The sequence below is a fragment of the Luteolibacter sp. LG18 genome, from assembly GCF_036322585.1.
GTDB lineage: Bacteria > Verrucomicrobiota > Verrucomicrobiia > Verrucomicrobiales > Akkermansiaceae > Luteolibacter.
Genome location: NZ_AP024600.1, coordinates 4,683,189 through 4,696,546, shown reverse-complemented (window position 1 = coordinate 4,696,546; position 13,358 = coordinate 4,683,189). Strand labels below are relative to the sequence as shown.

Here is a 13,358-nt window from a genome sequence, read left to right as displayed (position 1 = left end):
GTCGTGAGACTCAAGCTAAGTCTGCTGGTAGTTCGTGGCGGTGGTCCGGCAAGGTGGGCAAACAAACGCATAGCTTCTGCCTTCGGCATCGCTCCCCATCTCGGGATGATCCACCTGTGCCAGGAACATCATGGTCTTTGAACACTTCGGACAGTTGGGATAGGCGGCGTCCTGAATCCAGGTGGGATGCCCGCCGATCTGCGAAAATGTCGTCGGAAGGAAATCGCAGGCTGCCGCAAGTGGTGGCCGAGATCCAGCCACACGCAAGGGATTGCGGGGCAATTTGCCCCAATGATCGGTATCAGTGGGCAGGTATTCGGGCCGGATATTCGAGGTGCTCCATTTGCCGGATCCGGTTTCGTCATATTCGCCAAGGACGACTCCGAAATCGGTGCAAACCTCGCAGGTGGTCACTTGCACGCGCACGCCGGAGTCGAACAGGTTCTCCATGCCGAAGCTGGCTGGAATCATGCTGAAAAGGTGAACGAGTTGTCTCCGGCACCATGGGCAGGAGTCCTGCGAATCACTAATGGCGTGGAATTGTCGCGGGTCGGACGATGGGCCTATGAGGAGCTTATTACAACGATGGAAATAAAGATCACGGCGCTTTCCCGCCTCGTCCAATTCCCATCCAGCTTCACGAGCATAATCCTCGGGGGCGACATAGAGGGAATCACGCCAAGCCGGAGGGTGCTTTCGCCAGTGGGCAAATAGTTCAACGACGACCTCATCGCCGATCCAGGCCAGAGAGAGAAGGATGGCGTTCCTTTTCTGAATTTCCCATTTTTCTATCTTTCCATCCACCTTGGAGATGAGGTGGTCCCGGATCTCCGCCGATGCTTGACGATAGGCCAAAGTCGGCCCCGTTTCATCTTGTGCTGCGAATGCCCGAAGGCACTTCTCCAACGACGCGTTGGTGAATGCGGCCAGACATTCGACGATCACTTTGGCTTCCTGGTTGCGCTCGCTGCCGATCAACGACTCCGCATAGGCTGCAAGACGGCTTTGTTGCTCCTCGTTGAGATCGGCATACAGCTTGTCGGTGGGAGTGGGGTGCGGGATCCAATTCACCAGTGGATCGTGCCTGCGTGTCCGGTGGATGATCTTCAGGCCTTCGACGGCATCTTCAATGCCGTCGAATTCATTTAGATCCCGGCGGTTTTGCCGGATATACTCCGCGCGTTCCAACCTCAGTCCGGCGTGGACGCAAGGCATGCAAAGGCCTTGGGTTTTCTCCGCCGTGGATGGGAGAATGGTGTTCGGGCAGCCAAGGGTTTTGCATGGGATACGGTCGACCATTTGCATGACATCATATTGACGCCCCATGCAGGATCAACCACGCGTGGACGGGAAGCACAACCCGTCCGAAATCCAGCTCAAGCCATGAAGGAACGCCTATTCCTTCACCCGCTCCACCGCGGCACCGAGCATGAGCAGCTTCTCGTCGATGTGCTCGTAGCCGCGGTCGATGTGATAGAGGCGGTTGATGGCGGTGGTGCCGGTGGCGGTGAGGGCGGCCAGCACCAGGGCGGCGGAGGCGCGCAGGTCGGAGGCCATCACCGGGGCGGCGGAAAGCTTGTCCACGCCGCGGACGATGGCGGTGCCGTTGTCGACCTTGATGTCCGCGCCCATGCGCTTCAGCTCGGCGCAGTGCATGAAACGCTGCGGGAAGATCGTGTCCTTGATCACGCTGATGCCCGGGGTGGTGGCCAGCAGCGCGGTCATCTGGGCCTGCATGTCGGTCGGGTAGCCGGGGTAGGGGGCGGTGACCAGGTTGCAGCCCTTGAGGTTCTCGCCGCGGCGGATGGTGCAGGCGTCCCCGGCGGCATTGAACTCGACCGAGTGGCCGGACGCCTCGATGGCGGCGGTGATCGACTTCATGTGCTCGCGACAGACGCGGCGCAGCGTCACGCCATCGCCCGCCAGCGCGGCGGCGGCCATGAACGTGCCGGCTTCGATGCGGTCCGGGATCACGGTGTGCTCGACACCGTGGAGCTTTTCGACGCCCTCGATCACGATGCGGCTGGTGCCAGCACCCTCGATCTTCGCGCCCATGGCGTTGAGGAAATTGGCCAGGTCCAGCACCTCCGGCTCGGCGGCGGCGGCTTCGATCACGGTGATACCTTCCGCCAGGGTGGCGGCCATCATCACGTTGTCGGTGCCCAGCACGGTCGGGCCGAGGGGGCCGCTGAGATTGATTTCCGCGCCCTTCAGGCCATCCGGAGCGGTGAGGATGATGTTGCCGCCCTCGAACTCGACCTTGGCGCCCAGCGCCTCCAGGCCGCGGAGGTGGAGGTCCACCGGGCGGTCGCCGATGACGCAGCCGCCGGGCAGGGAGACCACGGCGCGGCGCTTGCGGGCCAGCAGCGGGCCCATCACGCAGATCGAGGCGCGCATCCGGCGCACCAGTTCATACGGGGCGGTGTCGGAAATGTCCGCGCAGGTCGCGCGGACGGTGCCGGAAGAGCGCTCGACGTCGGCTCCCAATGCATTGAGGATCTGCACCATGTAGTTCGTGTCGGACACGTCCGGGACACGGCGGATGATGCAATCCTCTTCGGTCAGCAGGGCGGCGGCCAGGATTGGCAGCGAGGCGTTCTTCGAGCCGGAAATGTTGACCGCACCCCGCAGGGTGGTGCCGCCGTGAACGAGCAGTTTGTCCATGTAACGAAAGGAGAGAGGAGAATCAGGATTTGCGGGCGAAGGGGAATCGGGCGATGCCCGACAGGTCGGTCTTCACCTCGACCGCGGTGAAACCGGCATCTTGGAGAAGACGGGCGACGTGTGAAGCCTGATCATGTCCGATTTCAAGTGCGATGTGTCCTCCGGGTGACAGTTTTTCAATGGCTTGCGGGGTGAACCGCCGGATCACGTCCAGTCCGTCCGGTCCGCCGAAGAGCGCGAGATCCGGATCGTGCATCACTTCCCGGGTCAGGGTGGGGCGGTCGGTTTCCGGCACGTAGGGCAGATTGGCCACGATCAGATCGAAGGGGCCGTCCACCGCGGCGAACAGGTCGCTTTCCACGAAATCCACGTTCGCCAGCCCGATCGCGGCGGCATTCTCGCGGGTCAAGGCCAGCGCGTCCGGGGAAACGTCCGCCACCACCACCTGCCAGTCGGGCCGGGCGGAGGCGAGCGATAGCCCGAGCACCCCCGAGCCGCAGCCCATGTCCAGCACCCGCGCCGCTTCCGGCAGATCGGGGAGCTTCAGCACCATTTCCGCCAGCTCCTCGGTCTCGGGGCGGGGGATCAGCGCGCGGGCATCGGTCTTGAACTCGTTGCCGTGGAACCAGACCGTTCCCAACAGGTGTTGGAGCGGCACCCCCTCGCCGCGCTTCTTGAGCGCCTCGCGCAGCGGCACCAGGTCCTTTTCCTCCATCGGCTGGTCGAACTTCAGGTAGAGGTCCATCCGCGTGCAGCCGAGCTGGTGGGCGATGAGCATCTGCATGTTCCGCCGCGCGTCCTCGATCCCGCGTTTCTCCAAATAGCGGGTGCCGCCGTCGAGGGTCTCCAATAGCGTGGTCATGCGTGGGCGGCGACCATGGGCGCGCGAACGTCCGCCGCCAAGAGCGGAAACTCCTTTCCTCCGCGGAATCCGCCCGTTAGGAGCATGGTCGATCATGCCTCACCACGAAGATTTCATCCATAGCGAGGAGTTCCTCCGCCAGCTCATGCGGCGGCAGCTCCGCCTGTCCATCGCCTGCGCGGTCACCTTCGGCGGTGTCCTGCTCGCGCTGCCTCTGGTCAACTATTTTGCCCCGGACCTGATGGCTACCCGCGTCGGCGGCTTCACCCTGAGCTGGCTGATCCTCGGCATCCTGTTTTTCCCCTTCGTGTGGGTGATCAGCTACACCTTCATCCGCCGCTCGCTGGCGCTGGAGAAACAAGAGGCGGAAGACGCCCTGAAGCACAACCGCGAAGCCTGATCCGCCATGAACGTCGATCCCTGGATCCTTGTCTTCTCGCTCGCGACCGTGCTGGTGACCCTCTGGATGGGTTTCCGCTCCGCGGGAAAATCGAAAACCGCCTCGGACTTCTTCGTCGCCGGACGCTCCGTCTCGGTCGGCTGGAACTCCGCCGCGATCTCCGGTGAATACCTCAGCGCCGCCTCCTTCATGGGCATCGCCGGCATGGTGATGTCCTCCGGCTACGATGCGCTGTGGTATCCCGTCTGTTACGCCTGCGGCTATCTGTTCCTGCTGCTTTTCATCGCCGGGCCGCTGCGCCGCTTCGGGGCCTACACCATCCCGGACTTCGCGGAGGGGCGCTTCGATTCGCCGCTGTTCCGGAAGATCGCGGTGATCTTCGTGCTCTTCATCGGCTTCTTCTACACCATGCCGCAGATGAAAGGCGCGGGCACCACCCTGGCCTACATCTTCCCGGGCCTGCCCTACTGGGTGGGCGTGGTCGTGGTCGGCGCGGTCATCACCTTCAATGTCGCGCTCGGCGGCATGAAGGGCATCACGCTGATCCAGGCGATGCAGTACTGGATGAAGATGTTCGCCATCTCGGTGCCGATCTTCGTGTTGATGGCCGTCTATGGCACCTATGGTAGCCATGTCGGCGCGAACGCCACCGCCAAGGAACCGGCACCCATCGTGCAATCGGTCGAGCGCAAGCCGCTGATCGAAAAGGCCCCGGCCGACAAGGCGTGGATCGCACCCTTTGGCCCGCTCACGACCAAGGCCGTAAAGGCCGCGTCCGAAGCCCTGCCGCAGGAACAGCGCGCCGACTTCCTCGCGAAGTACCAGAAGCCGTACTCGCTGCTCTACACCTACTCTCTCATCATCGCGCTGGTCTGCGGCACCGCCGGCCTGCCGCACATCCTCGTCCGCTTCTACACGAACCCGGATGGCGTCGCGGCGAAACGCACCACCATGTGGGTGATGATCCTCATCGGGGTCTTCTACGTCTTCCCGCCGGTCTTCGGCGTGATCGGTCGCAACCTCCTGCCGGAGCTGTATGCCGGTGCCGGCGCGAAGGGCACCGACAAGATCGTGCTCGAGCTGCCCGTGCTGCTGCGCGCGAAGTATGGCGTGCTCGGCTCCGTGCTCAGCGGCATTACCTGCGCGGGTGCCTTCGCCGCGTTCATGAGCACCTTCAGCGGCCTGTTGGTCTCGATGACCGGCGCGCTGGCCCACGATGTTTACGGCCGCATTCTCAAGCCCTCCTCCACTCCCGAGCAGCGCCTGAAGATGTTCAAGCTCTGCGCGGTGATCGTTGGTGGCGTGGCGGTCCTGTTGGGCTGCTTCGTCGAACCGCTGGAGATCAACTTCATGGTCGGCCAGGCGTTCGCGATCGCCGCGGCGAGCTACTTCCCGCTGCTGTTCGTGAGCGTGTGGTGGCGTGACATGACGATGAAGGGCGCCGCCACCGGCATGCTCACCGGCGGCCTGCTCGCGCTCCTTTCCGCCGCCATGGTGAACGTCAGCACGCTGGCGCTCGACAAGGGGCCGATGGGCAAGATCTTCTCCGGGTTCGCGCCGCTCAACCAGTTCTGGGCCGCGAATCCGCTGCTCCGCATCCTCTGCGAGCAACCGGCGATCTGGGCCGTGCCGCTCGCGATCACGCTGATGATCGTGGTTTCGAAGGCGACGAAGAAAACCGTGCCCGCCGACTCACGCCGCAAGATGCTCGTCCTCCACGCTCCCGAGTCGCTGGGACTCAAGCAGGAGTACATCCAGGAGCACGAGATGCCGGGCCATTGAGGTCCGCCGACGGGCCGTTTCCTTGAAACGAAACGGCCCGGTCGTGGCGCTGGAAGCTTGCCGGTGGGTCTCCGCCGGGGTTTCCTTCCTTGTTTCATCCACCGCATGTCCGGCCGATCGTCCTCCGGTTCCGAACCACCTGCTGCCCGCTGGTGGAGCCATCCGGCGTGCTGGTTGTGGCCCTTGACCGCGGTGACCGGGTTCATCCTCTGGGAAAACCGCGCGAACCAGACGCTGGTGCTCGCGTGGTGGTTCCTGAATGCCGTGCTCACCGTGAGCATGCTGCTCGGTGCGGTGTGGAATCTCCGCACCGTGTTCCAGAGCCGCGGCACGCTGGTCAGGTGGTCGTTCTGGGCGGCCCTGATCCTCACGTTCTCCGGGTTCTCGGAATCGCTGGAAAGTTCCGGCCATCCGGTATCATGGCTCTATTCCGGCAGTTCCTATCTGGCCCTGCTGTTGGTCGTGTTTCCGGCCTATCTGGCCGGGGCCCTGGTGCTGGCCGTGGTGGGCGCGGGTGGGGGAGCTTTGTCGCGGGGTGGTGCGCTCGATCGCGCGGCCGCGGTGCGCTCCGGGATCCGCTGGATCTGGCTGGTGGCCGCGGTGGTGTGGCTGCTGCGGTTGATTCCGCAGGTGAAGGAGCAGCTCCTGCTGGTGGCGGGCATCCCGTGGTTCTTCCTGTGCCTTCTGCCCTTCCTCGCTCACGGCACCCGCCGTGCGGTGCTGGGGCGTTTCGACCTCTGGCTGGCCAAGCACTTCCGCTGGAAGATCGGACGCCATGTGCTCGACCTCCGCGCCGAGGTTTTCGCCGCCGCTGGTTTCCTGATCGCGTGGGGACTGGTGTCGGTGAAGGTCTTCCAACCGTTCCAGGCGTCCTCTCTGCAATCCGCCATCCAGATCATCAATGGCACCCATCCGCGCGACATGCCCGACCCCTCGCCGCTGGTGCTGGTGGAATGGGATGCCGCGTCCCGCCGGGCCGCCACCACCCGCGAGTCAGAAGCTTCGGTGCAGGCGAAGATGATCCTGCGGCTGGCGGAACTCGGTGCGCGCCGGGTGGTGCTGCCGATGCCCGCCGACCGGGCGCTCGATGAGGATCCGGAGATGGAGAATCTGCTGCCCGGTCCGATGGAGAGCGAATGGAGCCGCACCGAGCGCGACATCTCTTCGCTGGAAACGGCGATGCGCTCCGCGAACAACGTGGTGCTGATCGCGCCGCCGCCGAACGAGGCGGCCAGTTCTCCCGGCTTCGGTCGCTTGAAGGGCGTCGCCCGAGAGGTCGCCTCGCCGGGCTTGCGTTGGTTCATGGGCCCCTCGCTGCCCACGGTGGCGTTCACGTGGCCGGACAATGAGCCGACGCCCGCGCCACTGCTGCTGTTCGCCGCCAGCCGCGATCACGAAGGGCCGGCCACGCCGGTGTTCCCGGACAAGCATCTGGCAGATTTCGACGGCAAGCGGTTCCCGCTGATCGACGGCGAGGGCAACTTGCTGGTCGATCTGGTGGGCAGCCACGAGGGCCGTGATTTCGCCCAGGTGAGCTACAGCGACGTGCTTCGCGGCGAGTGGCAGTTCAAGCCCGGCAAGGATCGTCCCGGTGGAAAAGGCCGCGGTTCCTGGGAGCCGCCGGAGAAGTATTTCAAGGACAAGATCGTGTTCCTGCCGCCGCTCCGCAGCAGCCCGATCGCCGGACCGCTCGGCGACCTTGAACGAACCGAGCTGCTGGCCCAGGCGACCCGCACGCTCAAGGGGCATCATTTCCTCCATCCCGCGCCCCGTGGCACCGCCTTGTTCTGGGCCTTCGCCTGCGCGCTGGCGATCGGCCGCCTCGCGATGCGCCGTGAACCGCTCAAGGCCGGCTGGCGTCTGCTGATGGTGCTGGGCTTCATCTTCGGGCTGAGTCTGGTGATGTTCGCGGTGGCGGACGTGTGGCTCGACCCGGTGCTACCCTCGGCCTCCGCGCTGGCGTCGTTCCTGCTGGTCACGCAACTGAGTTTCAGCCTCGAACGCGCGGCGAAGGAGCGGAACCGCTCGCTGCTGCACCGCTTCCTCGATCCCGGCATCGCGCGGGAGCTGTTCGATTCCCAGCAATCGCGCCTTGGCCTTGGAGGAGACCGTGAGAACGTCGTGATCCTCTTTGCGGACGTGCGTGGCTTCTCACGCTTCGCCGAAAGCCATCCGCCCGAGGACGTGATGCGGGTGGTCAATGCCTACCTCGGCGTGATGACCGATGCCCTCCATGCCCGCGGTGGCCTGCTCGACAAATACACCGGCGACGGCCTGATGGCGATGTTCCGCCTGGAACGCAGCGGCTCGATCGCCGGTGCCGTCGACGCCGCCCTCGCGATGCGGGACGCCGCGCTGGCGCTGTCCCGCGAACTGCGGGCGGAAGGGGAGAAGTCCCTGCGCGTGGGCATCTCCCTGCACGCCGGAGAGGCGGTCGTGGGCCTGGTCGGAAACGCCGACCGTCAGGTCAATTTCACGGCACTCGGCCACGTGGTGGTGGTCGCTGCCCGCCTCCAGGCCCTCACCGGCGGTGGCGAGGTGATCGTCAGCAAGGAGATCCACGACGCCGTGAACGGCGACTTCAAGATGGAACCCCGCCCGGAAGTCCACGTGAAGGGCGTCTCCCAGCCGGTGAAACCCTACGTGGTACTGGGGAAATAGTAGCACAAGCATTCCTGCTTGTGGGTGTGGGCGGCGGATTGCTCTCCGGGTTTCAAGGTGACCCTTTCGGCCCGCCGGGGCCGTCAGCAACGTCGCCGATGGAATAAGTCCGGGGATCGGTTTCGATGTCGTCCTCGGTGTTCGGGGTGCCGTCGGGTCCGGGGGACGCGATGGTGACCGTGGTTTGGGTGCCGGTGGTGGACGCACGGTAAACATAGGCGTTTCCCCATGGGTCCGATGGAATGGCCTTCAATGCCTGCACCCAACCTCGCCGCCGTTCGAGAGTGGTCGGTCGGATGACAAGGGCGGACAAACCTTCGAGTCCGGTGGGTGGTCGCCCGGCGTGCATGACAAACTTGGCAATGCCGGTGTCGAGGTCTTCAAGATCCCTGCAAACCCTCGTCACCTGTTTGTTGTGGGGATTGAGATCAAACAGCCCGTTGTAGGAGGCTGCGAGCAGGGAGACTCCGACCATTGCCCCAATCACCATCGCAAGGGTTGAACTCCGCTGTGGGCGGTGGCTTTCGCTTGTGGGCTCCATCTGCAATGGAGAAAGCCGAGCCGGGAGTGATTTGTCGGAATCCCGGGATCCACCGCCGCTCCGTGGCGGATCAGATCCGTTCCTTCGCCTCCTCCGCGCACCGCTCCCGCGCCACCTTCAGATACTCCTCGTCCAGCTCGATGCCGGTGAACCGCGCCAGCTCCATCCGCGTGGCCGCCACCGCCGAGGTGCCGATGCCGAGGAAGGGATCGAGCAGGCGGGTGGCCTTGCCCTTGCCGTGGAGCTTCACGCATTGGTCCACCAGCGCCACCGGAAACGTCGCCGGATGAGGCCGTTCACTGTCGCGGGATTGGATCGTGTCGTAGGGAATGAACCAGGTGTTTCCCCGGCAGCGCAGGTCCTCGCCGCCGGTGTGGCCCCAGCGCGCGATGTTCGACTTGTCCTGGTAGGGCACGCCCGCGGCGCGGCGGTCCACCGGGACATTCCCGGTCTTCGTCAGGTGGAAGACATACTCGTGGCAGTCGTTCACGAACCGCTTCGAATTGATCGGCTTGAAGTGGCCGGTGCTGATCCGCTCGCCGCCGCGGGTTTCCACCGTGATCGACTTGATCCAGTGGAAGGTGTTCTGGAGCGTGAACAGCGGCTCCGCGCCATCGGTGAGCGCCAGCAGGAGCTGGTGCGGCATCAGCGGGTTCTTCGGGGCGGCGCCGACGTTCAGGAAAAACGATCCGTCATCCGCCAGCGCGCGCTTCACCCCGGCGGCCCAACGCAGGCACCACTCCAGGAACTCGGCGCGCGGGGCGGTGTCCCGGAAAGTGCGGTAATCGATGCCCAGGTTGTAGGGCGGGGAGGTGACAACCGCATCGAAGCCGCCCGCCGGGAGGGTGGGCAGGACTTCGAGGCAGTCGCCGTGGAGCAATTCGATCAAGCGTGGTGCAGCAGAATGGAATTCGCTGCAAAGTGGTCGGAAAGGATGTCCGACACAATCACCAAAGGAGTGCCCGGGCGCACCAGTTCCATCCCGCGCAGTTGGTCGGTGGCGCGCTGGATGGTTTCCTCGATCGTGGCCGCGAACGGCAGCTTGAAGGCCTGCACGCCGCGGGTCAGGCCGAGCTGGCGGCAAACGCGTTCGGTCGGGGTGAAGGCGAAGAAGCCGGTCGTGCGCGGGCGCAGCATCGCCACCTGGTTCGCGAGCACGCCGCGGCGGGTGAGCACCACCAGCAAGGCGTCCGGGAGGGAGTCCGCCAGCGTCACCGCCGCGCGGGCGGTCTTCTGGCGCTCGTCGCGGAGCAACACCTGCGAGCCGAAACCGAGACCGCCGGAGCGCTCGATGCGGTTCGCGATGCGGACGATGGCTTCCACGCAGCGGTCCGGGTAGCGGCCAACGGAGGTTTCACCAGACAGCATCAGCGAATCGGCCTCCTCGTAGGCGGCGTTCATCACGTCGGTCACCTCGGCACGGGTCGGCGTCGGGTTCACGATCATGGATTCCAGAAGCTGGGTGGCCACGATCACGCGGGTGCCCAGCTCGTGGCAGCGGCGCACGATGCGGCGCTGGAGGATCGGCAGTTCCTCGAACTCGACTTCGATCCCGAGGTCGCCGCGCGCCACCATGATGACGTCGGCGGCGTGGATGATGGCGTCGATGTTGCGGACCGCTTCCTGGTCCTCGACCTTGGCGACGATCTGGGCGTTGCCTTCCAGGGCTTCCATCGCCTCGCGCAGCTCGCGGACGTGGGCGGCATCGCGGACGAAGGAGCCGGCGATGTAGTCGGCGTCGCATTCGACGGCCAGCGACAGGTCCACCTTGTCCTTCTCGGTCAGGGCGGGGAGGTTCAGGCGGGTGCCCGGAAGGTTGATGTGGCGGCGGGAACCCAGCTTGCCCGGGGTCTTCACCTCGCAGACGATGCGGTCGTCCTTCTTGGTCTTGATCAGCATCAGCATGGTGCCGTTGTCGACCACCAGCGTCTTGCCCTCGCTGACGTCCGCCATCAGGCCGCCGTAGTTGACGGTAGTGCTGTAGGGGATGCTCGGCTCGGTGCCCTCGACGCGGAATTCGACGAGGTCGCCGTCCACGAGCTCAAGCGGCTGTGGCAGGTCGCCGGTGCGGATCGAGGGACCGGTCAGGTCGAAAAGGACTGGAACGTGGATGCCCCGTTTGTCGGACTGGCGGCGGACGCGGGCGGCCATTTCACGGGCCCACTCGTGTTTCGCGTGGCTCATGTTGAGCCGGAAGACGTTGGTGCCGAGGTCGATGAGCTGGCCGATGGTTTCCTCCGCCTCCGTGGCGGGGCCGAGGGTACAAATAAGCTTCGTTTTGCGGGGCATGGGAGAGGTGGCAGCAGTTTGCTGGCCGAAAACCCCGGCGTCGAGGGCGTAACGACCGGGGCCTCTCAGCGCACGTGGGTCGGCTTCGCCGCCAATTCCCGGAATGACTCCCTGTCCAGGGCGGGCTGCCGCAATTGGCGAATGCCCTTCATCAGGTAGTCATAGCCGGACCAAGCGGTGAAGAAAGCAGCCACCAGACAAGGATAGAGCGGATCGAAGGGCACCCATTTCAGCATCACCCAGCCCAAGGCAAACATTTGCGACACCGTGCAGACCTTGCCAATCCAGCGCGGTCCGATGTGCCGCATCTTGCGGGTGAAAAAAAGAATCGTGATCCCGCCGAGGATGATCAGGTCGCGGAGGATCGCCAGGGCGCAGAACCACCACGGAATGCGCCACCCTCCCGGGCCCCAGTCGACCACGCTCAGGGTGATGATCCCGGTGAGCAGCAGGGACTTGTCCGCGATGGGGTCGATGATCTCGCCGAACCGCGAGCGCTGGTTGAAACGCCGCGCGATCCAGCCGTCGATGCCGTCGCTGGCGGCGGCCGCGATGTAGGTGGCGAGCGCCCACCAGCGCAGCGCCTCCACCGGCTGCCCGGCGGCCACCGTGTGGCCGTATTTCACTGCCAGCACCGCGAACACCGGCACGAGGCAGAGCCTCCCGAGGGTGATCTTGCTGGCGAGGGTCATGCTCCGATATTGAAGCGCGGATTGCGCCGAAAGAAAATTGAAAAGCGTTTCTGTGTATCGGGTCCTCAACCTATAGAGCCTATAATTCGTACAGGCCCTATAGGTGTGATGGGTAGTCGATGCCCACGGCCCGGCCTGCGTCGGGATCGGCAGGCACGTAAACACGTTCCTCGGGGATGAGCAGTCGGGAGAAATCCCCGCTGGCGTGTTCCCGCTGCTCGATTACGAATGGCGTGATATCCTCGATGGCGAGGACGGCCCCGGTGCCGTAGCGGCGCAGGGTTTCGCCACGCAGCCCGAGTTGCACCGCCTTGCGTGCCACCGGGGCTCCGGTCGGATCGTGGTCCGGGTCCCATTGCAGCCGGACCTCGGAGCTGGCGACCGCTTTCTTCCATGCGGCTTCGTCGGAAAAACGGGAGGGTTCGTACCTGGAGGGAACGACTTCCCGCAGCACTTGGTCGAAGAACGAACGGCGGAGGGTGATGGCGAGGATGTGTTCCTGTCCCTCCTTGGTGGCCCAGCCCGCGCGGTACATCATCCACAGGAAGTTGGGTTTGATCCAACTCATGCGGTTGTAGCTGAAGTCGCCTCCGAACTGCTGGTGTTGCACCGCGTGCAGGGCGATCGAGGGGCGGTAGGCTTGATAGACGACGATCGACTCCGTGTCGTGGTGGGCGAGGATATGGCGGCCTTGTTGTGGCCACCGGGCGACTTGGTCGGTGTAGCGTTCGAAACGCATGTTCTTGAAACGTCCGGTCCGCGTCGGACGGGGATGGGTGATGCGGACGGATCCGGTCAGGAGTGATTCTCCGGATTCCGGAGCGGGTGCCCTGCCACATGGCCGGGCGTTTTCCCGTGGCCGGAGCGCTTCGAGGGGAAGCGTCATCGGCGACACCGGATTCGTTAGAGGTATCCTCTGCGGATGTCAATCCGGGGCTCCCGCCGGGATTTCATCATTGCCATCGGCGGGTTCCGCGCCGAGATCGTTGCCCATGAAACCGCAGGTGGGAGAGATGGCCCCGGACTTCACGGCTCCGGTGGTGGGCGAGGGGATCGGGGAAGGGGAAAGCGTGACCTTGTCCGCCCTGCGCGGCAGCCGTGTGGTCCTCGTGTTTTATCCGAAGGACGACACTCCCGGCTGCACCACCCAGGCCTGCGAACTCCGCGATGGCTGGTTCGATCTGAAGGGCCGCGCCCGCGTTTATGGCGTCAGCATCGACGACGTGAAGAGCCACGGGAAATTCATCCGCAAGTTCTCGCTGCCGTATCCGCTGATCTCCGATCCGGAGAAGGCCATCGTGGAGGCCTATGGCGTGTGGGTGGAGAAGTCGATGTATGGGAAAACCTTCATGGGCACCGAGCGCACCACCTTCGTGATCGGCGCGGATGGCCGGATCGAGCACGTGCTGGAAAAGGTGTCTCCGAAGGACCACCTCGGCCTGCTTTCGGAACTGCTCGCCTGAACGC

At 64.6% G+C, this 13,358-nt stretch carries 12 protein-coding genes; 4 read left to right on the top strand and 8 right to left on the bottom strand.

Features of this window, described 5'->3' with window-relative positions; translation table 11 throughout:
- Nucleotides 1–15 precede the first annotated feature (15 nt).
- From llg_RS18585 to prmC, 3 genes are all read right to left on the bottom strand, one after another.
- A complete protein-coding gene (locus llg_RS18585) occupies nt 16–1,299 on the bottom strand; it encodes a hypothetical protein (RefSeq protein ID WP_338286378.1) in 1,284 nt (427 codons plus the stop codon).
- A 96-nt stretch (nt 1,300–1,395) separates the two neighbouring features.
- Nucleotides 1,396–2,664, bottom strand: coding sequence for a UDP-N-acetylglucosamine 1-carboxyvinyltransferase (gene murA, locus llg_RS18580; RefSeq protein WP_338286377.1), 1,269 nt, complete (start codon nt 2,662–2,664; stop codon nt 1,396–1,398).
- Between the two features lie 22 nt (nt 2,665–2,686).
- Nucleotides 2,687–3,526, bottom strand: coding sequence for a peptide chain release factor N(5)-glutamine methyltransferase (gene prmC, locus llg_RS18575; protein ID WP_338286376.1), 840 nt, complete (start codon nt 3,524–3,526; stop codon nt 2,687–2,689).
- A 94-nt stretch (nt 3,527–3,620) separates the two neighbouring features.
- Between prmC and llg_RS18570 the strand changes: the two genes are divergently transcribed.
- The 3 genes from llg_RS18570 to llg_RS18560 all read left to right on the top strand — a co-directional run bounded on the left by llg_RS18570 (nt 3,621) and on the right by llg_RS18560 (nt 8,369).
- A complete protein-coding gene (locus tag llg_RS18570) occupies nt 3,621–3,926 on the top strand; it encodes a DUF485 domain-containing protein (RefSeq protein WP_338286375.1) in 306 nt (101 codons plus the stop codon).
- A 6-nt stretch (nt 3,927–3,932) separates the two neighbouring features.
- A complete protein-coding gene (locus tag llg_RS18565; protein WP_338286373.1) occupies nt 3,933–5,708 on the top strand; it encodes a cation acetate symporter in 1,776 nt (591 codons plus the stop codon).
- 105 nt (nt 5,709–5,813) lie between these two features.
- On the top strand, nt 5,814–8,369 hold the full coding sequence (locus llg_RS18560; RefSeq protein ID WP_338286371.1) for an adenylate/guanylate cyclase domain-containing protein: 2,556 nt from the start codon (nt 5,814–5,816) through the stop codon (nt 8,367–8,369).
- A 52-nt stretch (nt 8,370–8,421) separates the two neighbouring features.
- Here the strand turns inward: llg_RS18560 and llg_RS18555 are convergent, their stop codons facing one another.
- The 5 genes from llg_RS18555 to llg_RS18535 form a co-directional block, all read right to left on the bottom strand.
- The gene (locus tag llg_RS18555; RefSeq protein WP_338286369.1) at nt 8,422–8,859 is read right to left on the bottom strand and encodes a type II secretion system protein GspG; all 438 of its coding nucleotides are present in this window, start codon (nt 8,857–8,859) and stop codon (nt 8,422–8,424) included.
- A gap of 121 nt (nt 8,860–8,980) precedes the next feature.
- Entirely contained in the window at nt 8,981–9,799 is an 819-nt protein-coding gene (locus tag llg_RS18550; protein ID WP_338286368.1) for a site-specific DNA-methyltransferase, read from the bottom strand.
- On the bottom strand, nt 9,796–11,199 hold the full coding sequence (gene pyk, locus llg_RS18545) for a pyruvate kinase (RefSeq protein WP_338286367.1): 1,404 nt from the start codon (nt 11,197–11,199) through the stop codon (nt 9,796–9,798). Before pyk ends, llg_RS18550 begins: the two co-directional genes overlap by 4 nt.
- A 65-nt stretch (nt 11,200–11,264) precedes the next feature.
- The gene (locus llg_RS18540) at nt 11,265–11,891 is read right to left on the bottom strand and encodes a CDP-alcohol phosphatidyltransferase family protein (protein ID WP_338286366.1); all 627 of its coding nucleotides are present in this window, start codon (nt 11,889–11,891) and stop codon (nt 11,265–11,267) included.
- A gap of 97 nt (nt 11,892–11,988) precedes the next feature.
- Nucleotides 11,989–12,630, bottom strand: coding sequence for a DUF4291 domain-containing protein (locus llg_RS18535; RefSeq protein WP_338286365.1), 642 nt, complete (start codon nt 12,628–12,630; stop codon nt 11,989–11,991).
- Nucleotides 12,631–12,883: 253 nt separating this feature from the next.
- Here llg_RS18535 and llg_RS18530 point away from each other — a divergent pair, with 253 nt between their 5' ends.
- Nucleotides 12,884–13,354: a peroxiredoxin gene (locus llg_RS18530; protein WP_338286364.1), complete on the top strand. Its 471-nt coding sequence runs from the start codon at nt 12,884–12,886 to the stop codon at nt 13,352–13,354.
- Nucleotides 13,355–13,358 lie beyond the last annotated feature (4 nt).